This window comes from Corynebacterium jeikeium, assembly GCA_003955985.1.
GTDB lineage: Bacteria > Actinomycetota > Actinomycetes > Mycobacteriales > Mycobacteriaceae > Corynebacterium > Corynebacterium jeikeium_D.
This window is the reverse complement of sequence record CP033784.1, coordinates 388961-402148: the sequence shown is the minus strand read 5'-3', so window position 1 is coordinate 402148 and position 13188 is coordinate 388961. Positions and strand designations below refer to the sequence as shown.

Below are 13188 nucleotides of genomic sequence, written 5' to 3'. Positions count from 1 at the left end.
AAAAATCTTTCACTAAATTGGCGTTACCGTATCAGTAATAAAAGCGGCCTGAACCCAGGCAACAAAAACATCCCACAGTCCCGTGACCAGGGCAATTCCCACCAGCACCAGCGCCACACCACCGATGATCTGAATGGTCCGCGAGTGCTTACGCAGGAAGTCCACACCACGCATCGCGCGTGCCGACCCCAGCGCCACCAAAATGAACGGCAGCCCCAGCCCCAGGCAGTAAGCGATAATCAGCGCCACTCCCCTGGCCGCGGTCATACCCTGCGTGCCCGCGGACACCGAAATAATTGCAGTCAGCGTCGGGCCCAGACACGGCGTCCACCCCAGCGCGAACACCGCGCCGAGCAGTGGCGCACCCAGCCACGTGGTCCAGCGCTTCGGCGCCATGCGAGTGTCCTTCTGCAGCGCTGGCACCATACCCATGAAGGCAAGCCCCATCACGATGGTCACCACGCCACCGACAATCGTCAGCGTGCGCGCCTGCAAACGCAACGTGGACACGAGCCCGAAAATAGAGGCCGAACCCAGCACGAAAATGACAGTAAAGCCCAACACGAACAGCAACGCAGCCAGGCCGGCGCGGGCAGTCGAGGAACGCTGGCCACGGCCTCCATCGCCGTCATGCTTATCGACGGAGGTTGCGTCCGCAACTCCCGTCGTCACGCCATTGCCCTGCGCCCCCGATGCTCCGGAAATACCAGTGAGATAGGAGACATAACCGGGTACAAGCGGAATAACGCACGGGCTGGCGAAGGAGACGAGACCGGCCAGCGCAGCGGCGAGCAGCCCCAACACAATGGGACCGCCGGTGGCAGCGTCGGCGAACTGTTGGCCGATGCCATCGGCAGAAAAGATCGTGTCCATGGCAAGAGTTGACATGCCGGGGCCTAGCCCTCCGCCTTCACTTCATTGACAGCCTTCATCAGCATGGTGTGATCGACCTCGCGGAGGAAGACCTTCGCCGGGCGGTGCTGCTTGTCCAGGATGATGGTCGTCGGAATCACCGACGCCGGGATACCACCGAGCGCACCGGCGTTGACGAAAGCCGGATCGTAGATGGACGGGTAGGTGATGCCGTTGTCCTTCACAAAGTCGATGGGAGCTTGGCGGACATTGTCGCGGACGTTAATGCCGAGGACAGTGCCGATGCCTTCCTCTTCCATCTGTTCTTGGACGTACTGCAGGTCATCCGACTCGGAGCGGCACGGTGCGCACCACTGGCCCCAGGCGTTCAGAACCACAATCTGGTCCTTGAAGTCATCGAGGGAGATTTCCTTGTCGTCGTCCTCGAGAGAAGGACCGAAGACATTGCCGACCGGCTTGCGCTCCTCCGGTGCGTAGTCAATGATTTGCTGACCACCCGGAGAAACGAACTCGAACTGACCGCCAACGGCAACGGCGTCGTGTCCCACCGACTCTCCGGGGTTACATGCCACGAGCGACAGAGACAGAGTTGCTGCCGCCAGCGTTGCTGCAATTCGGGACGATGAGACCTTGGCCACCTGGGGTGCCACCTTCCGGGGTCAGTGAAACTTCAACAAAACTATTTATTCACCTTACAGGTGACCGGCCGGCTCACTGTAGCGCACGTCGACAATGGTGTCTCCGACGAAGATCAAAGAGGTCACGCTCGCCAAATCACACTGCCTAGTTGCCGGGTTGTGGGCGAGCTTCAAGTACCGCGCACGACGCTGAGCTGCAATGATGCACAGCTGGTGCGTCACCAGCACCGCTTCCCCTCCCTCGGCGGCCTCGCGGGCTCGCTCGATGGCGTGGAACATACGGTCCGCGATCTCCTCGTAGGGCTCGCCCCAGCTGGGCACGCTCGGACGACGCAGCCGTGGCCAGTACTTCGGATTCCACAGTGCGGAGTCAATGCCCTTGATGTGCAAACCCTCAAAGGAGTTGCCAGCCTCCAGCAAATCTTCATCCAGGGTCGGCTTCATGCCGATTACCTCGGTGAAGGGCCGTGAGGTTTCCTGCGTGCGCTGCAGCGGAGAGCAGGCGAAGTAGCGGATGTCGTGGCCTTCGAAGGACGAGGCCGTGGCCGCCGCCTGACGCTGACCGCGCTCAGACAAGTGCCAGCCGGGCAGGCGACCGTAGAGAATCTTATCCGGGTTATAAACCTCGCCGTGGCGGACGAGATGTACGACCGTGGTCTTGGCGTGCTTTGTTGCACGCTTGGATGCCGGGTTCTCCGGCTGTGTCGGCTGCGATTCCTGCTGCTCGGCCTGCGAATTGGTCTTGTTCGGCACGTGTCACCTACTCCGGCTTGGCGGTTGCCGCCGCCTCGGCCGCGCGGGCTGCTGCACGCTCGATAATCTCGAAGTCGGCGTCGGTCAGCGCAGCGGAGACGAACCAGGTCTCGTAGCAAGAAGCCGGCGGGTAGACACCATTGGCCAGTAGGGCGTGGAAGAAAGCCGGGTAGCGGAAAGTATCCGCTGCCTGCATCTGCTCAAAGTTGTGCCCCTCGCCCTCGGCGAAGCGTGGCGAGAGCATCGTGCCCGCACGCTGAATGTGGTGGGCCACGCCCTGCTTGGTCAGGGCGTCGGACAGAATCGTGGCCAGGCGATCTGCGTTGGCTGCGACGGTGTCATAGACATCCTTCGTGGCATTTTCCAGGTTGGCCAGGCCAGCTGCCATAGCGACCGGGTTACCGGAGAGTGTGCCTGCCTGGTACACCGGACCGTTCGGAGCCAAGTACTCCATGACGTCGCGGCGACCACCGAAGGCAGCTGCCGGCAGACCACCGGAGACGACCTTGCCGAAGGTGGTCAGGTCACCGGCCACACCATCAATGCCGTACCAGCCGTTGTAGGAAGCGCGGAAGCCAGTCATGACCTCATCGAGAATCAGCAGTGCGCCGTCTGCGTGGCAGACTTCCTTCAACTTCGCGTTGAAGTTGTCCTGCGGTGCGACGGTACCCATGTTGCCCGCTGCCGCCTCAGTGATGACACAGGCAATCTCGCCCGGGTTCTCAGCGAATGCGGCCTTGACGGCCTCAATGTCGTTATAAGGAACAACAATGGTGTCGGCAGCCGATGCACCGGTGACACCCGGCGAATCCGGCAGACCAAAAGTAGCGACACCGGAACCGGCCGATGCCAGCAGCGCGTCGACGTGACCGTGGTAGCAGCCGGCGAACTTGATGATCTTGGAACGGCCAGTGAAACCGCGAGCCAGGCGTACTGCGGACATGGTGGCCTCAGTGCCGGAGTTGACCAGACGCACCTCATCTACCGACGTGCGCTCAACGATGTGACGAGCCAGGTCGGTCTCAGCCGTCGTCGGAGCGCCGAAAGACAAACCGCGAGTGGCGGCGCTCTGAACGGCCTCCACCACTGCCGGGTGCGCGTGGCCCAGAATCATTGGACCCCACGAGCAGACCAAGTCCACATATTCGTTGCCATCAACATCCACGAGACGAGAGCCCGCGGCGTGGTCAATGAAACGTGGGGTGCCACCGACGGAACCGAAGGCGCGGACCGGCGAGTTCACGCCACCCGGCGTCACTGCCTGAGCCTGCGTAAAGAACTCTGCCGAACGATCGGTGAGCTCAACGTTTTCTGGGACATGAGGAGCATTAATGTCTTGAGTCACGGTGACCATCGTAGACGGCCACTCGGATTAAGGGCTACCCTGCCCTACCAACGTCCCAGCTTCACCCTGAATAGATGCTTGCGGCGAGAGGACACTCGACGGGATCGCCAGTCGATCCACAAGCTGGAGAAAATCATCAAAAGCGATGCCAGCAGCGGGTGAATCATACCGGTCATACCCAGCAGGATGACCGCAACGTTGTAGAACCACGCAAAGTAGATGTTGGAGTCCATCATCCGCACCACAGCACGCGCGATTTCAATGGCCTCCGGAATCGACAACACGTTGTTACGCAGTGCCACGACATCGGCGTAATCAACATCAAGATTCTGATTGCCTTCGGTGTTGTCCATCAAAACACCCACGTCAGCGGCACGCAGAGAGTCCCGGATGTCCTTGTCGCCAACCATCACGACAGTCTCGCCGTCACTGTGGACCGAACGCACCGCAATGGCCTTGCGGGAGGCAATGATGCCCGCGAATACTCGTGAGATATTCAGCCGGTCAGCAAAACGACGGGCTACTGGATACGGATCTCGCGTGATCATCATGGTGTCCACGCCCATATCCTCAAGCTGGTCAATGCTCTCGACCGCATCGGGCTTAATGTCCTCACCAATGGTGATGACACCACGGACCTTGCCACGCCACGACACCACCATCGGAGTACCGCCACTGAGCGCAGCCACGGCCATTTTCTCGCTGAGTGCAGTGAGATCACGCGGACGCCAAACACGCCCCTCAACAAAGCGCATCTCCAACTTGTCGTCCGAGTCCTTCACCGGGATCTCTACCTGGCCAACGAACGCACCGTCTTCCGCAATTGCGACGTGTACAGTCTCAATCCAGTGCGGCACCTCGCCACCGCCGGAACCGGCGTCGCGGGATACACGGCACGCGCGCACGATTGCCGCTGATGCCGGGTGGTTGCTCTCCATCATGAGAGCGCCCGCCACACGCAGAACCAGATCCGGATTTTCATTGCGCTCAGCGGCGACACCGAGCACGTGGGTGTCACCCTCGGTCAGCGTTCCAACTCGGTTAAAAATCACCACATCGGCAGCGGCCAGCTTTCGGAAAGTCTCATTGCCACGAATCAAGATTCCGTTACTAGCACCGGCCAGAATCCCGATGCGCTGCACGGTCGACGTAGACATTGCCAATGCCACCGGCGCGATGCCCGAGAGCATAGCCAGCGCCACCGCGAGGGCACCGCTCATCGTGCCAGTCGCCAGCCACCAGCCGCAAAAAGCCACGCCCGCCAACGACAGCGTCCATGGCACCAGCTCTGATGCCGAGTGCACTGCGGTCTGGTGCATCACCGTTTCTTCTCGAACCGCTTGACGAAGCCAGCGCGCTATCGATGACGCCCGGGTCTTGAAACCGGTGCGTTCCACGCGCACCTTGAGCTCCGAATCCAGGTTGATTGCACCGGCCCAAACCTTGGAATTGACCTTGACCTTCTGCGGTTCAACGCCGATACCGAGTAGCTGCGCATCCATCGTGGACGCACCACCGATGACTGAGCCATCAACCGGAATCACCGAGTGCGGTGGAACCACGATGTCATCACCGATATTGAGCTCCGCGACCGTCACCTCCACCCGTTTCGGCTCCGCGGATTTAGCGCTCTTGCGCACGACTGTCACGTTTCGCTCAGCTGGAATGCGCAGGTTGCGCAAGATTTGTCCAGTACGCACCTTGTTGTAGCGCGTAAACATGCGACCTGTTAGCAACAGCACAGTCAGGCCGCACGCAACGTCGAAAAACACCTCTGCCGAGGCGCTTTCCCGGTAGTTGAAAGCAAACCAAGTGGGCGCAGTGGTATATCCAATCTGTCCCGCGGGACCAAAGATAAGCTGCGCTAGCGACCACAGCCACGCCAGCAGGATGGCAATGGAGCTCGCCCCATCCAGCGCCGACATCCGCCGACGCAGGGACGCCGCCATTGCCCGGTGGAACGGCCAACCACCCCACCACACCACAATCGTGGTCAGCACAAGACACATCCACTGCCAACCCGGGAACTGCCAGTTGACGTTCAACGACGTCACCAGCACCGGAATCGATAGGAACAGGCTTCCCCAAAAGCGTTGCTTGGTCACCAGTTCACGCGCCGTGAACAGTACTTCCGCGCCACCGCCGCTTCGGCGCAAGGCCGCTTCACGACGGCGAATGCGCTCCTCCTCATTCTGTTGAGCGGCAGCCGGAACAGCGGGACGGCGATGTTGTGACACATCCAGCCGAGTTGCACGACGCCGAAGCGTGCTGCGCGTGAGGTACGACTCGACCCCAATTTCGCGGAGAGCTTCGATGAACTGATTCGGATCGATGGTATCGGGCGCGGTAATCCACGCGCGTCCGGGCTTGTAGACCACAGAGGCGGTCACATCTGGAAAGGATTCCAAAACATGCTCAGCACGCTCAGCGCTCTCGGCGTTTTCCAAGTTTTCCAGGATGAGTGCGAAAGCTGTGTTGGACTGGCCTCTGCGGTGTGCAAGCCGCTGATGGGCACTTTCTTCGTCGATGTCCTGACGGCTTCGTGGCAATGCCTTACGAGCAGCGACCTTGGCATCCACAATCGCTTGTTCAACGCGATTGTCCAGAGAGAAATCAAACTCACCGGTGTCACTCATGGCCTTTGAAACTTTCCGTCTAATCCTGTGGCTGGTTGGCGCGCGTGAGCGCTAATTCACGATAGAGCAACAGTAGTCCACACGCCATCGCCAGGCTGGGCGCGATAACCCATACAGTCAGCGCTCCAGCCATAATGGCAAAGAACATGGCGAGAGCCGTGATAATCACCATGATGAGCAGGCAGTTCCGGGAGAGTTTGAACTCAGTGGCCGTCGGCAAGCAGCCGCTACCAATAAGCGAGCAGACCAGCGTCACACCGGCGACGATGTAGATATCGCGGCCAACGGCGGCGGGAGCCTGCGAATAGTCGCCGGTGACCAGTATCAAGCTCAGGACAATCTGGGCGATGAGCGCGACGAAGAGCACCCACTGCCAGGGCCGACTCGGCAGGGACATCATCGCTTGGACTCCTCAGGCTGCTTGGATTGCTTGGGCTGTGACTGGCCCAGCTGCTGTTGCCGCTTTGGATCAGCGCCATGCTTCGACGCTCTCGGCAGATGCGATTCCGGAGCGGACGGGGTCCACGGTTTCGACGGGCGCTGATGATCGAAGTAGTCCTTGGATTCCTTCGAAGCGGCGAGCACTAGACCCGCTACCGCGGCAGTGGCCGAGGCGATTCGCACAATTCCGCTGATAAGAACGAGGGATGCCGGCACTCCCGATTCTGAAGCCGTAGAAGAGAAGAAGGACATCAGCGCCGACAGTGCCAGGTAAAGCGAGCCGATAACCAGCACGGTGCGAGCACCTTCGCTCCCCTTGCGCATTCGCTCGATAATGGCGAAGAACGCGATGCAAAGCCCCACTGCGAAAAAGAACGCGATAACGATAGTCGCCTTCATGGCAGCATCAATCTGGCCCTCGCTGAAACCCGGGAAATTCTCCTTAGCGGTTGAGGGGCTCATCAGCATTTCCGGATGCAGCCAGTAGGTCACCGTAGCTACCGCAGCGACGAGCAGCTGCAACACGGCCGTAACCCGCCACGCCTGCCTAGCTCCCTCGACCTGCTCGGGAATTGCGGGCTTCTTCTCTTCTTTAGTCATCCGTCCACTTCTCGATATTTATTACTGCACGTTCACCCGAGCGAATTAGAACTGGGCGCGCAGCTTCTTCGCCAAGTCCACCGCTGCGTACGTCAAAATCTGCTCCGCACCGGCACGGCGAATGCTCAGCACTGCTTCCATCATCGCAGCATCCAGGTCAATCCACCCGTTGGCGGCAGCGGCGTGAATCATCGCGTACTCACCAGAGACCTGGTAGGCGGCAACCGGCACCGGCGACATATCCGCGACCTCGCGCAGAATATCCAGGTAGCTCATGGCCGGCTTGACCATCACCATGTCCGCACCTTCGTCAACGTCGAGCTGCACTTCAAGCAGGGACTCACGACGGTTTGCAGGATCCTGCTGGTAGGTACGGCGATCACCCTGTAGCGAGCTGCCCACAGCTTCACGGAATGGACCGTAGAAGGCGGAGGCGTACTTTGCCGAGTACGCCATGATGGAGACATCCTCATGGCCAGCGGCATCCAGGCCCTCGCGAATTGCGGCAATCTGGCCGTCCATCATGCCCGAAGGGGACACGATATGGGCACCGGCGTCGGCCTGCGCAACGGCCATCTTGATGTAGTTAATCAGCGTGCGGTCATTCTCAACGACCGTGTTGCCGAAGCGATCCGTGCCCAGCACACCACAGTGGCCGTGGTCAGTGAACTCATCCAGGCAGGTGTCGGCCATGATCAAAATGTCATTCCCGAACTCGTCGCGGAGACGACGCAGGGCACGGTTGAGTACGCCCTCCGGATTCCAGGACTCAGAGCCCTCGCCGTCCTTGTCCGCATCCAGCGGGACACCGAAGAGGTCAACTGCCGAGATACCTGCCTCAACAGCCTCGCGCACAGCTTCTACCAGGGAGTCCTCGGTATGCTGCACTACCCCGGGCAGGGAGCTGATGGGCTTCGGCTCATCAATACCATCTGCAACAAACATGGGCAGGATGAGATTTTTCGGAGTCAGTGTCGTCTCCGCCGTCATCGCACGCATCACCGGGTTGGTGCGCAGCCTGCGTGGGCGACGAATCGGGAGAGGAAATCCAAACTGTTCGAGATCGATTTCGCGGGATGATTCAGAAGCTCCAGATGTAGTCATAAAGACAACCTTAATCAAAACGCGAACTCGCTCCGGTACGCCCCTGCTCAGTCCTTGGTTTTACGCGAACGACGACGCTTCTTGCGCGGTGGTGGCAGCTGCCCTGCCGCCCGCAGTTGCGCAACATGCTCTGCCAGCGCATCCACCAGCTCCGGGATGCTTGCGCGCTCCGGCACGACATCTACCCGCAGGCCGTACTCGCGAGCCGTGGCTGCGGCCATCGGCCCGATGCAGGCAATGATGGTGCGAGCATGCGGCTTACCCGCGATGCCGACCAGGTTCTTCACCGTCGACCCCGAGGTAAAGCACACTGCGTCGAAGCCACCGGACTTAATCATGTCGCGGATATCCGCACTCGGTGGCGCTGCCCGCACGGTACGGTAAGCGACCACATCATCAACTTCCCAGCCCAGGTCAATCAGACCGTCGACAAGCACATCGGTGCCGATATCGGCGCGCGGCAGCAGCACGCGGTTGACCGGATCGAGATCCTCGATGTACTCCGGGAACACGTCGACAATGCCCGCGGCGTTCTGACGAGTGTCGTCCGGAAGCAGCTCCGGGGTAATGCCGAGATCACGGATGGCAGCAGCGGTGCGATGGCCGACTGCTGCGATGCGGACCCCGGCGAAGGAGCGCGCGTCCAAGCCGAATTCCTGGAACTTCTCCCACACTGCGGTGACGGCGTTGACGGAAGTGAAAACAACCCACTGGTAACGGCCGTCGACAAGCCCCTTGATGGCGCGTTCCATCTGCGCTGGGCTACGTGGTGGCTCGATTGAGATGGTCGGGACCTCAATCGGGATGGCGCCGTGCCCAACGAGACGAGCACTCATCGGCCCTGCCTGCGCCTTGGCGCGTGGGACCAGCACCTTCCATCCGTAGAGGGCCCGGTTTTCCCACCACGAGTACTTCGAGCGATTGTCCACGCCCTTGCCAAGTGTGACCACCAGCGGACCGGTCAGGTCTCCCGAGAGCTGTGCCAAGGTGCCCAGCGTGACATCGTAGGTGCGCTGCAGCCGAGTCGTACCGTTGACAGTCACCGACACTGGCAACGACGACGGCAGACCGCGTTCACCGAGTTCGGAGGCAATAGCGGACAGGTCATCCTGCACAGCCTGCAGCACCAGCGGCTGCGGTGCCTGTGCCAGCTCGTCCCAGTCCACATCGGCGCGACCGAGATCGGTCTCCGTGTACGTCGAGCCCAACGCGATACCGGCAAATGCCGGGACGGTGGAGGGCACGGACATACCAGGGACGATCTGGAACTCAACCTCGGCGTGCGAGACCTCGTTGATTTCGGCCAGCAGCGAATCGTTGGTCAGCGGATTTCCGGCCACCAAACGCACTACATCATTGCCTTTGGCTGCTTCTTCGACGAGCAGGGCGGCCATCTTCTTGGGATCGTCGATAGGCTCGCGCAAATCTGCAGCGGTCGGCGGTGCCGGGCGCGGCGGCTTACGACGAGATCCCTTGGCCTTGGCGGCGGCGCACATGCGCTCGTACTCTTCCTCGGCTTCCTTCAGCAGCTCGGGAGGAACAGGCACATCGGTTGCGACGAGCTCTCGAACCCCCGGCATGACATCGGCGTCGACGTAGGCGATAGCGGTGTCTGCGAGAATCTCACGGGCGCGAAGCGTCAGCAGGTCGGGATTTCCAGGACCAGCGCCGACGAACAGGATGCGTCCCGTTGCTGAGGGGAGGGAGGTGTTCATCGTTGCGGAGTGATTTCTTTTCTATTGGTTGTTCACTTTTCGTGCCGATGAGTCTCTAAGGAAGAAAGCGGACATGCGCCAACGCATGTGAGGGGCAGGTAGACACCTGAATCTCACATGCGAGCACACGAAGGAAACCCTTATCCCAACGGCATGCATACAGGCCTATTAGCATAAAGGGTTTGAGCCAAATTAACTAACCGGCTACTTTTGAGATTCCCGCAGGGTATCGCCCATTACCTCATGAGCACCCCGTTCAAGCAGGGCCGCCGCAACCTTCCGGCCAAGCTCATCGGCCTTATCCACGGTTGCGGTAGCGGTCTCGAGCAACTGGCGCGATCCGTCGACTGCGAACACCCCCGCCCGCAGGGTGAGTTCACCGCTATCGCTCACGGTTGCGTAGGCCGCAACCGGGGCGGTGCAGCCTGCTTCCAGCTCATTGAGTACAGCGCGCTCAGCGACAGCGCGGGCATGGGACACCGGGTGGTCAATCTTCCGCAGAATATCCACAATTTCGCGGTCAGCAGTGCGGCACTCCAGCGCCAGGGCGCCCTGGGCCGGGGCCGGCATGAGGACGTCCATGTCCAGGGATTCCGCAATCTCTCCGAGGCGCCCCGTACGCTCCAGTCCGGCGCGAGCCAGAATGACAGCGTCCAGGTCCTCAGAGACGCGCCCCATGCGGGTTTCGATGTTTCCACGCAGTGGTACAAGTTCCAGGTCGGAGCGCAGCGCACGCAGCTGAGAGACACGACGCGGCGCGGAGGTACCCACTCGAGCACCCTCAGGCAGGTCCATCAGCGGCGTGGCATCGCGGGAAATCAGCGCCTCTCGCGGATCGACGCGCTCCGGCACGGCTGCGACCATCATGTCGTCTTCCGGCAACGTCGGCAAATCTTTAAACGAGTGCACGATAATGTCGCACACCCCCTCGCGGAGAGCATGACGCAGCGCCTGGGTAAAGACACCGATACCAATCTTTTCCACCGGGTCGTGGCGGTTATGGTCACCGGCGGTCTTTACAATCACCAGCTCTGCAGGCTGCCCCAGCTCAATCAGTGCATCACGGACGTGGCCGGCCTGTGTCGTGGCCAGTTCCGAGCCCCTGGTACCGATACGAATAGTCGCTGGGTCAGGCATGTTTCCCTCCGGGTGTTAATTTTTGGTGGTTTCAGCAACGCCTTCAATGATGGCACTACTGTCAAGACCATACTGCTCAAATCCCTGCATCCGCCCAATTCGGCCCTCTACCATGAGATCTGCGGGGATATCGGTGTCAGCATACAGGCCAGAGGGGGTAGATAGGGGCAGGTCGAAGAGCTTCTGCAGCGCAAGCGCGTAGTTGCCACCACCCTGCTGACTAGAAAGCTTCTTGACCTGCACCGTTGGCACATGCAAGAGCTTATCGACGACGCGGCGAACCGTGGACTCGACTTCGCGACGTTCCTTTTGCGTAAGACCTGGTGTCTTCGCCTCCAGGCGAGCGAGCTCAGCCGCCGCCACATCTGCCGCACGCTCACGCAGAGCGCGAACAGTCGGTGCTACCTCGCTTGCACGCTGCGCCGTGAGGTAGGACTCCAACTCTTCGGCCACAATGTCGCGCGCTGCAGCCTCATCATCACGGCCCGGGACCTCCGTGCGAGTCATCTGCAGCAATTCGATGTTGAATAGTGCAATCCCCTCAAGCCCGGAGACATCCTCCGCAACGTCGCGAGGCATAGACAGGTCGACGATGGCGAGCGGGCCGTGGTCGATGACATCAGCAGCTGAGACCACTGGTGCCATGGCTCCGGTGGCACTGACGAGAATGTCCACATCATCGAGGACATCAGCGAAATCATGCAACGCAATAGCAGTAGCGGGGATGCCCGCTTCGATCGAGTGGTTAGCCAGGTTCTGCGCCCGGTCAACGGTGCGGTTGGCAATAATCAGACGATCAATGCCGCAGCGCCCCAGGTAACTGGCGGCCAGCGAACTCATCGCACCGGCGCCGAGGATAAGGGCCGAACGTCCGGCCAGAATATCGGTACCCTCAGCGACGTCAACACCAGAGTTGAACCCAGGATGCAGCGCAGCAATCGCCTCGTCGATGGCCACGGAGACCATCGATGCGCCCGCATTATCGATCAGTGTTTCGCTGTGGACTCGCTTGCCTGTGTGCAGCGCCTTCTGCGCCAAGTCATGCAGCATGCGACCGACGGTGCCGGCTTCGTCCGCTTCCTGGTAAGCATTGCGAAGCTGACCGATAATCTGCTGTTCCCCCAGCACCATCGAGTCAAGACCAGCACACACCGAGAAAGCATGCTCCGCTGCGGCCTGTGCGTACCGCACATAGAGGTGCGGTGTCAGTTCATCGAGTTCGAGCCCAGTACGACCGACAATTTCACGGACCACGGCCGATAGCCCAGAGTGGAAGCCGTTGGCCACCACGTAGTACTCAACGCGGTTACAGGTCGACAACAGCATCGCTTCGCTGATCGCTTCATCCGCGACCAGCCGAGCCAAAATGGCCTCTCGCTCAGTTTCACCGACGGAGACCTTTTCAAGAAGGGTCACCGGTGCAGACCGGTACGACATTCCGACGAGAAGCACACTCACCGCTCAATCACCGCTCTATTGCTCCTTCACAGGCCCCGCTACGGGCTTTTTCACACAGCTATGACTGTTAACGCTAGACAACTCTGCCATCTCGTCACAACAAAGGCATACTTTACTTAGTCTCTACCTCGATGTTCGCAGCACTCCCCTACTTCTTTGCCGCTACTCCACATTCTGCCATGTCTCCGCAGCTCCTAGCAGTTCGGCAGAGTTGTCTCCCGAACTTATTCGGCCTCCGCTATCGCTTCCAGGAGTTCATCATCATCGATTTCCCAGCAAGCGATTTCCTCATCATTGACCAAAATCACCGGCACGCGATCGCCAAATTCCATGGCCAAGTTCGGATCGGTATCGACGTCTTCCACCTGGAACTGCGCATTTTGGTCCCGAACTAGCGGCTCAATCTGCGCAATCACTCGGTCGCACGAACCGCAGGTCTTCCTACTCATCACCGTCACAGTCACCATAACGGCCAGTCTAAAGGTCGA

General features: G+C 60.2%; 12 protein-coding genes. All 12 read right to left on the bottom strand.

Features of this window, described 5'->3' with window-relative positions; genetic code table 11:
- Positions 1–12 precede the first annotated feature (12 nt).
- Positions 13–888, bottom strand: coding sequence for a cytochrome c biogenesis protein CcdA (locus EGX79_01725; protein AYX81015.1), 876 nt, complete (start codon positions 886–888; stop codon positions 13–15).
- 8 nt (positions 889–896) lie between these two features.
- Positions 897–1511 (bottom strand): TlpA family protein disulfide reductase, encoded by a 615-nt coding sequence (locus EGX79_01720; protein AYX81014.1) that lies wholly within the window; start codon positions 1509–1511, stop codon positions 897–899.
- Between the two features lie 54 nt (positions 1512–1565).
- Positions 1566–2264, bottom strand: a complete 699-nt coding sequence (locus tag EGX79_01715; protein ID AYX81013.1) for a histidine phosphatase family protein — start codon at positions 2262–2264, stop codon at positions 1566–1568.
- A 7-nt stretch (positions 2265–2271) separates the two neighbouring features.
- Entirely contained in the window at positions 2272–3618 is a 1347-nt protein-coding gene (gene hemL, locus EGX79_01710) for a glutamate-1-semialdehyde-2,1-aminomutase (protein AYX81012.1), read from the bottom strand.
- Between the two features lie 35 nt (positions 3619–3653).
- Entirely contained in the window at positions 3654–6245 is a 2592-nt protein-coding gene (locus EGX79_01705; GenBank protein AYX81011.1) for a cation-translocating P-type ATPase, read from the bottom strand.
- 19 nt (positions 6246–6264) lie between these two features.
- Positions 6265–6645 carry a hypothetical protein gene (locus EGX79_01700; GenBank protein AYX81010.1) on the bottom strand — a complete coding sequence of 127 codons (381 nt, stop codon included), beginning with the start codon at positions 6643–6645 and terminating at the stop codon, positions 6265–6267.
- Complete coding sequence (locus tag EGX79_01695; protein ID AYX81009.1) at positions 6642–7286, bottom strand: hypothetical protein; 645 nt, start codon at positions 7284–7286, stop codon at positions 6642–6644. The genes EGX79_01700 and EGX79_01695 overlap by 4 nt, the downstream gene beginning before the upstream one ends.
- 45 nt (positions 7287–7331) lie before the next feature.
- On the bottom strand, positions 7332–8390 hold the full coding sequence (gene hemB, locus EGX79_01690) for a porphobilinogen synthase (GenBank protein ID AYX82675.1): 1059 nt from the start codon (positions 8388–8390) through the stop codon (positions 7332–7334).
- A gap of 47 nt (positions 8391–8437) precedes the next feature.
- Positions 8438–10105: a bifunctional uroporphyrinogen-III C-methyltransferase/uroporphyrinogen-III synthase gene (locus tag EGX79_01685; GenBank protein AYX81008.1), complete on the bottom strand. Its 1668-nt coding sequence runs from the start codon at positions 10103–10105 to the stop codon at positions 8438–8440.
- 204 nt (positions 10106–10309) lie between these two features.
- On the bottom strand, positions 10310–11242 hold the full coding sequence (locus EGX79_01680) for a hydroxymethylbilane synthase (GenBank protein ID AYX81007.1): 933 nt from the start codon (positions 11240–11242) through the stop codon (positions 10310–10312).
- A gap of 15 nt (positions 11243–11257) precedes the next feature.
- On the bottom strand, positions 11258–12700 hold the full coding sequence (locus EGX79_01675) for a glutamyl-tRNA reductase (protein AYX81006.1): 1443 nt from the start codon (positions 12698–12700) through the stop codon (positions 11258–11260).
- Positions 12701–12924: 224 nt separating this feature from the next.
- Positions 12925–13167, bottom strand: coding sequence for a glutaredoxin family protein (locus EGX79_01670; GenBank protein AYX81005.1), 243 nt, complete (start codon positions 13165–13167; stop codon positions 12925–12927).
- Between the last annotated feature and the right edge of the window lie 21 nt (positions 13168–13188).

What these genes read in the sequence shown, in the direction of transcription:
- EGX79_01725 (AYX81015.1), bottom strand. Translation starts at nt 888, where the DNA reads ATGTCAACTCTTGCCATGGACACGATCTTTTCTGCCGATGGCATCGGC.
- hemL (AYX81012.1), bottom strand. Translation starts at nt 3,618, where the DNA reads ATGGTCACCGTGACTCAAGACATTAATGCTCCTCATGTCCCAGAAAAC.
- EGX79_01705 (AYX81011.1), bottom strand. Translation starts at nt 6,245, where the DNA reads ATGAGTGACACCGGTGAGTTTGATTTCTCTCTGGACAATCGCGTTGAA.
- EGX79_01700 (AYX81010.1), bottom strand. Translation starts at nt 6,645, where the DNA reads ATGATGTCCCTGCCGAGTCGGCCCTGGCAGTGGGTGCTCTTCGTCGCG.
- EGX79_01695 (AYX81009.1), bottom strand. Translation starts at nt 7,286, where the DNA reads ATGACTAAAGAAGAGAAGAAGCCCGCAATTCCCGAGCAGGTCGAGGGA.
- hemB (AYX82675.1), bottom strand. Translation starts at nt 8,390, where the DNA reads ATGACTACATCTGGAGCTTCTGAATCATCCCGCGAAATCGATCTCGAA.
- EGX79_01685 (AYX81008.1), bottom strand. Translation starts at nt 10,105, where the DNA reads ATGAACACCTCCCTCCCCTCAGCAACGGGACGCATCCTGTTCGTCGGC.
- EGX79_01680 (AYX81007.1), bottom strand. Translation starts at nt 11,242, where the DNA reads ATGCCTGACCCAGCGACTATTCGTATCGGTACCAGGGGCTCGGAACTG.
- EGX79_01670 (AYX81005.1), bottom strand. Translation starts at nt 13,167, where the DNA reads ATGGTGACTGTGACGGTGATGAGTAGGAAGACCTGCGGTTCGTGCGAC.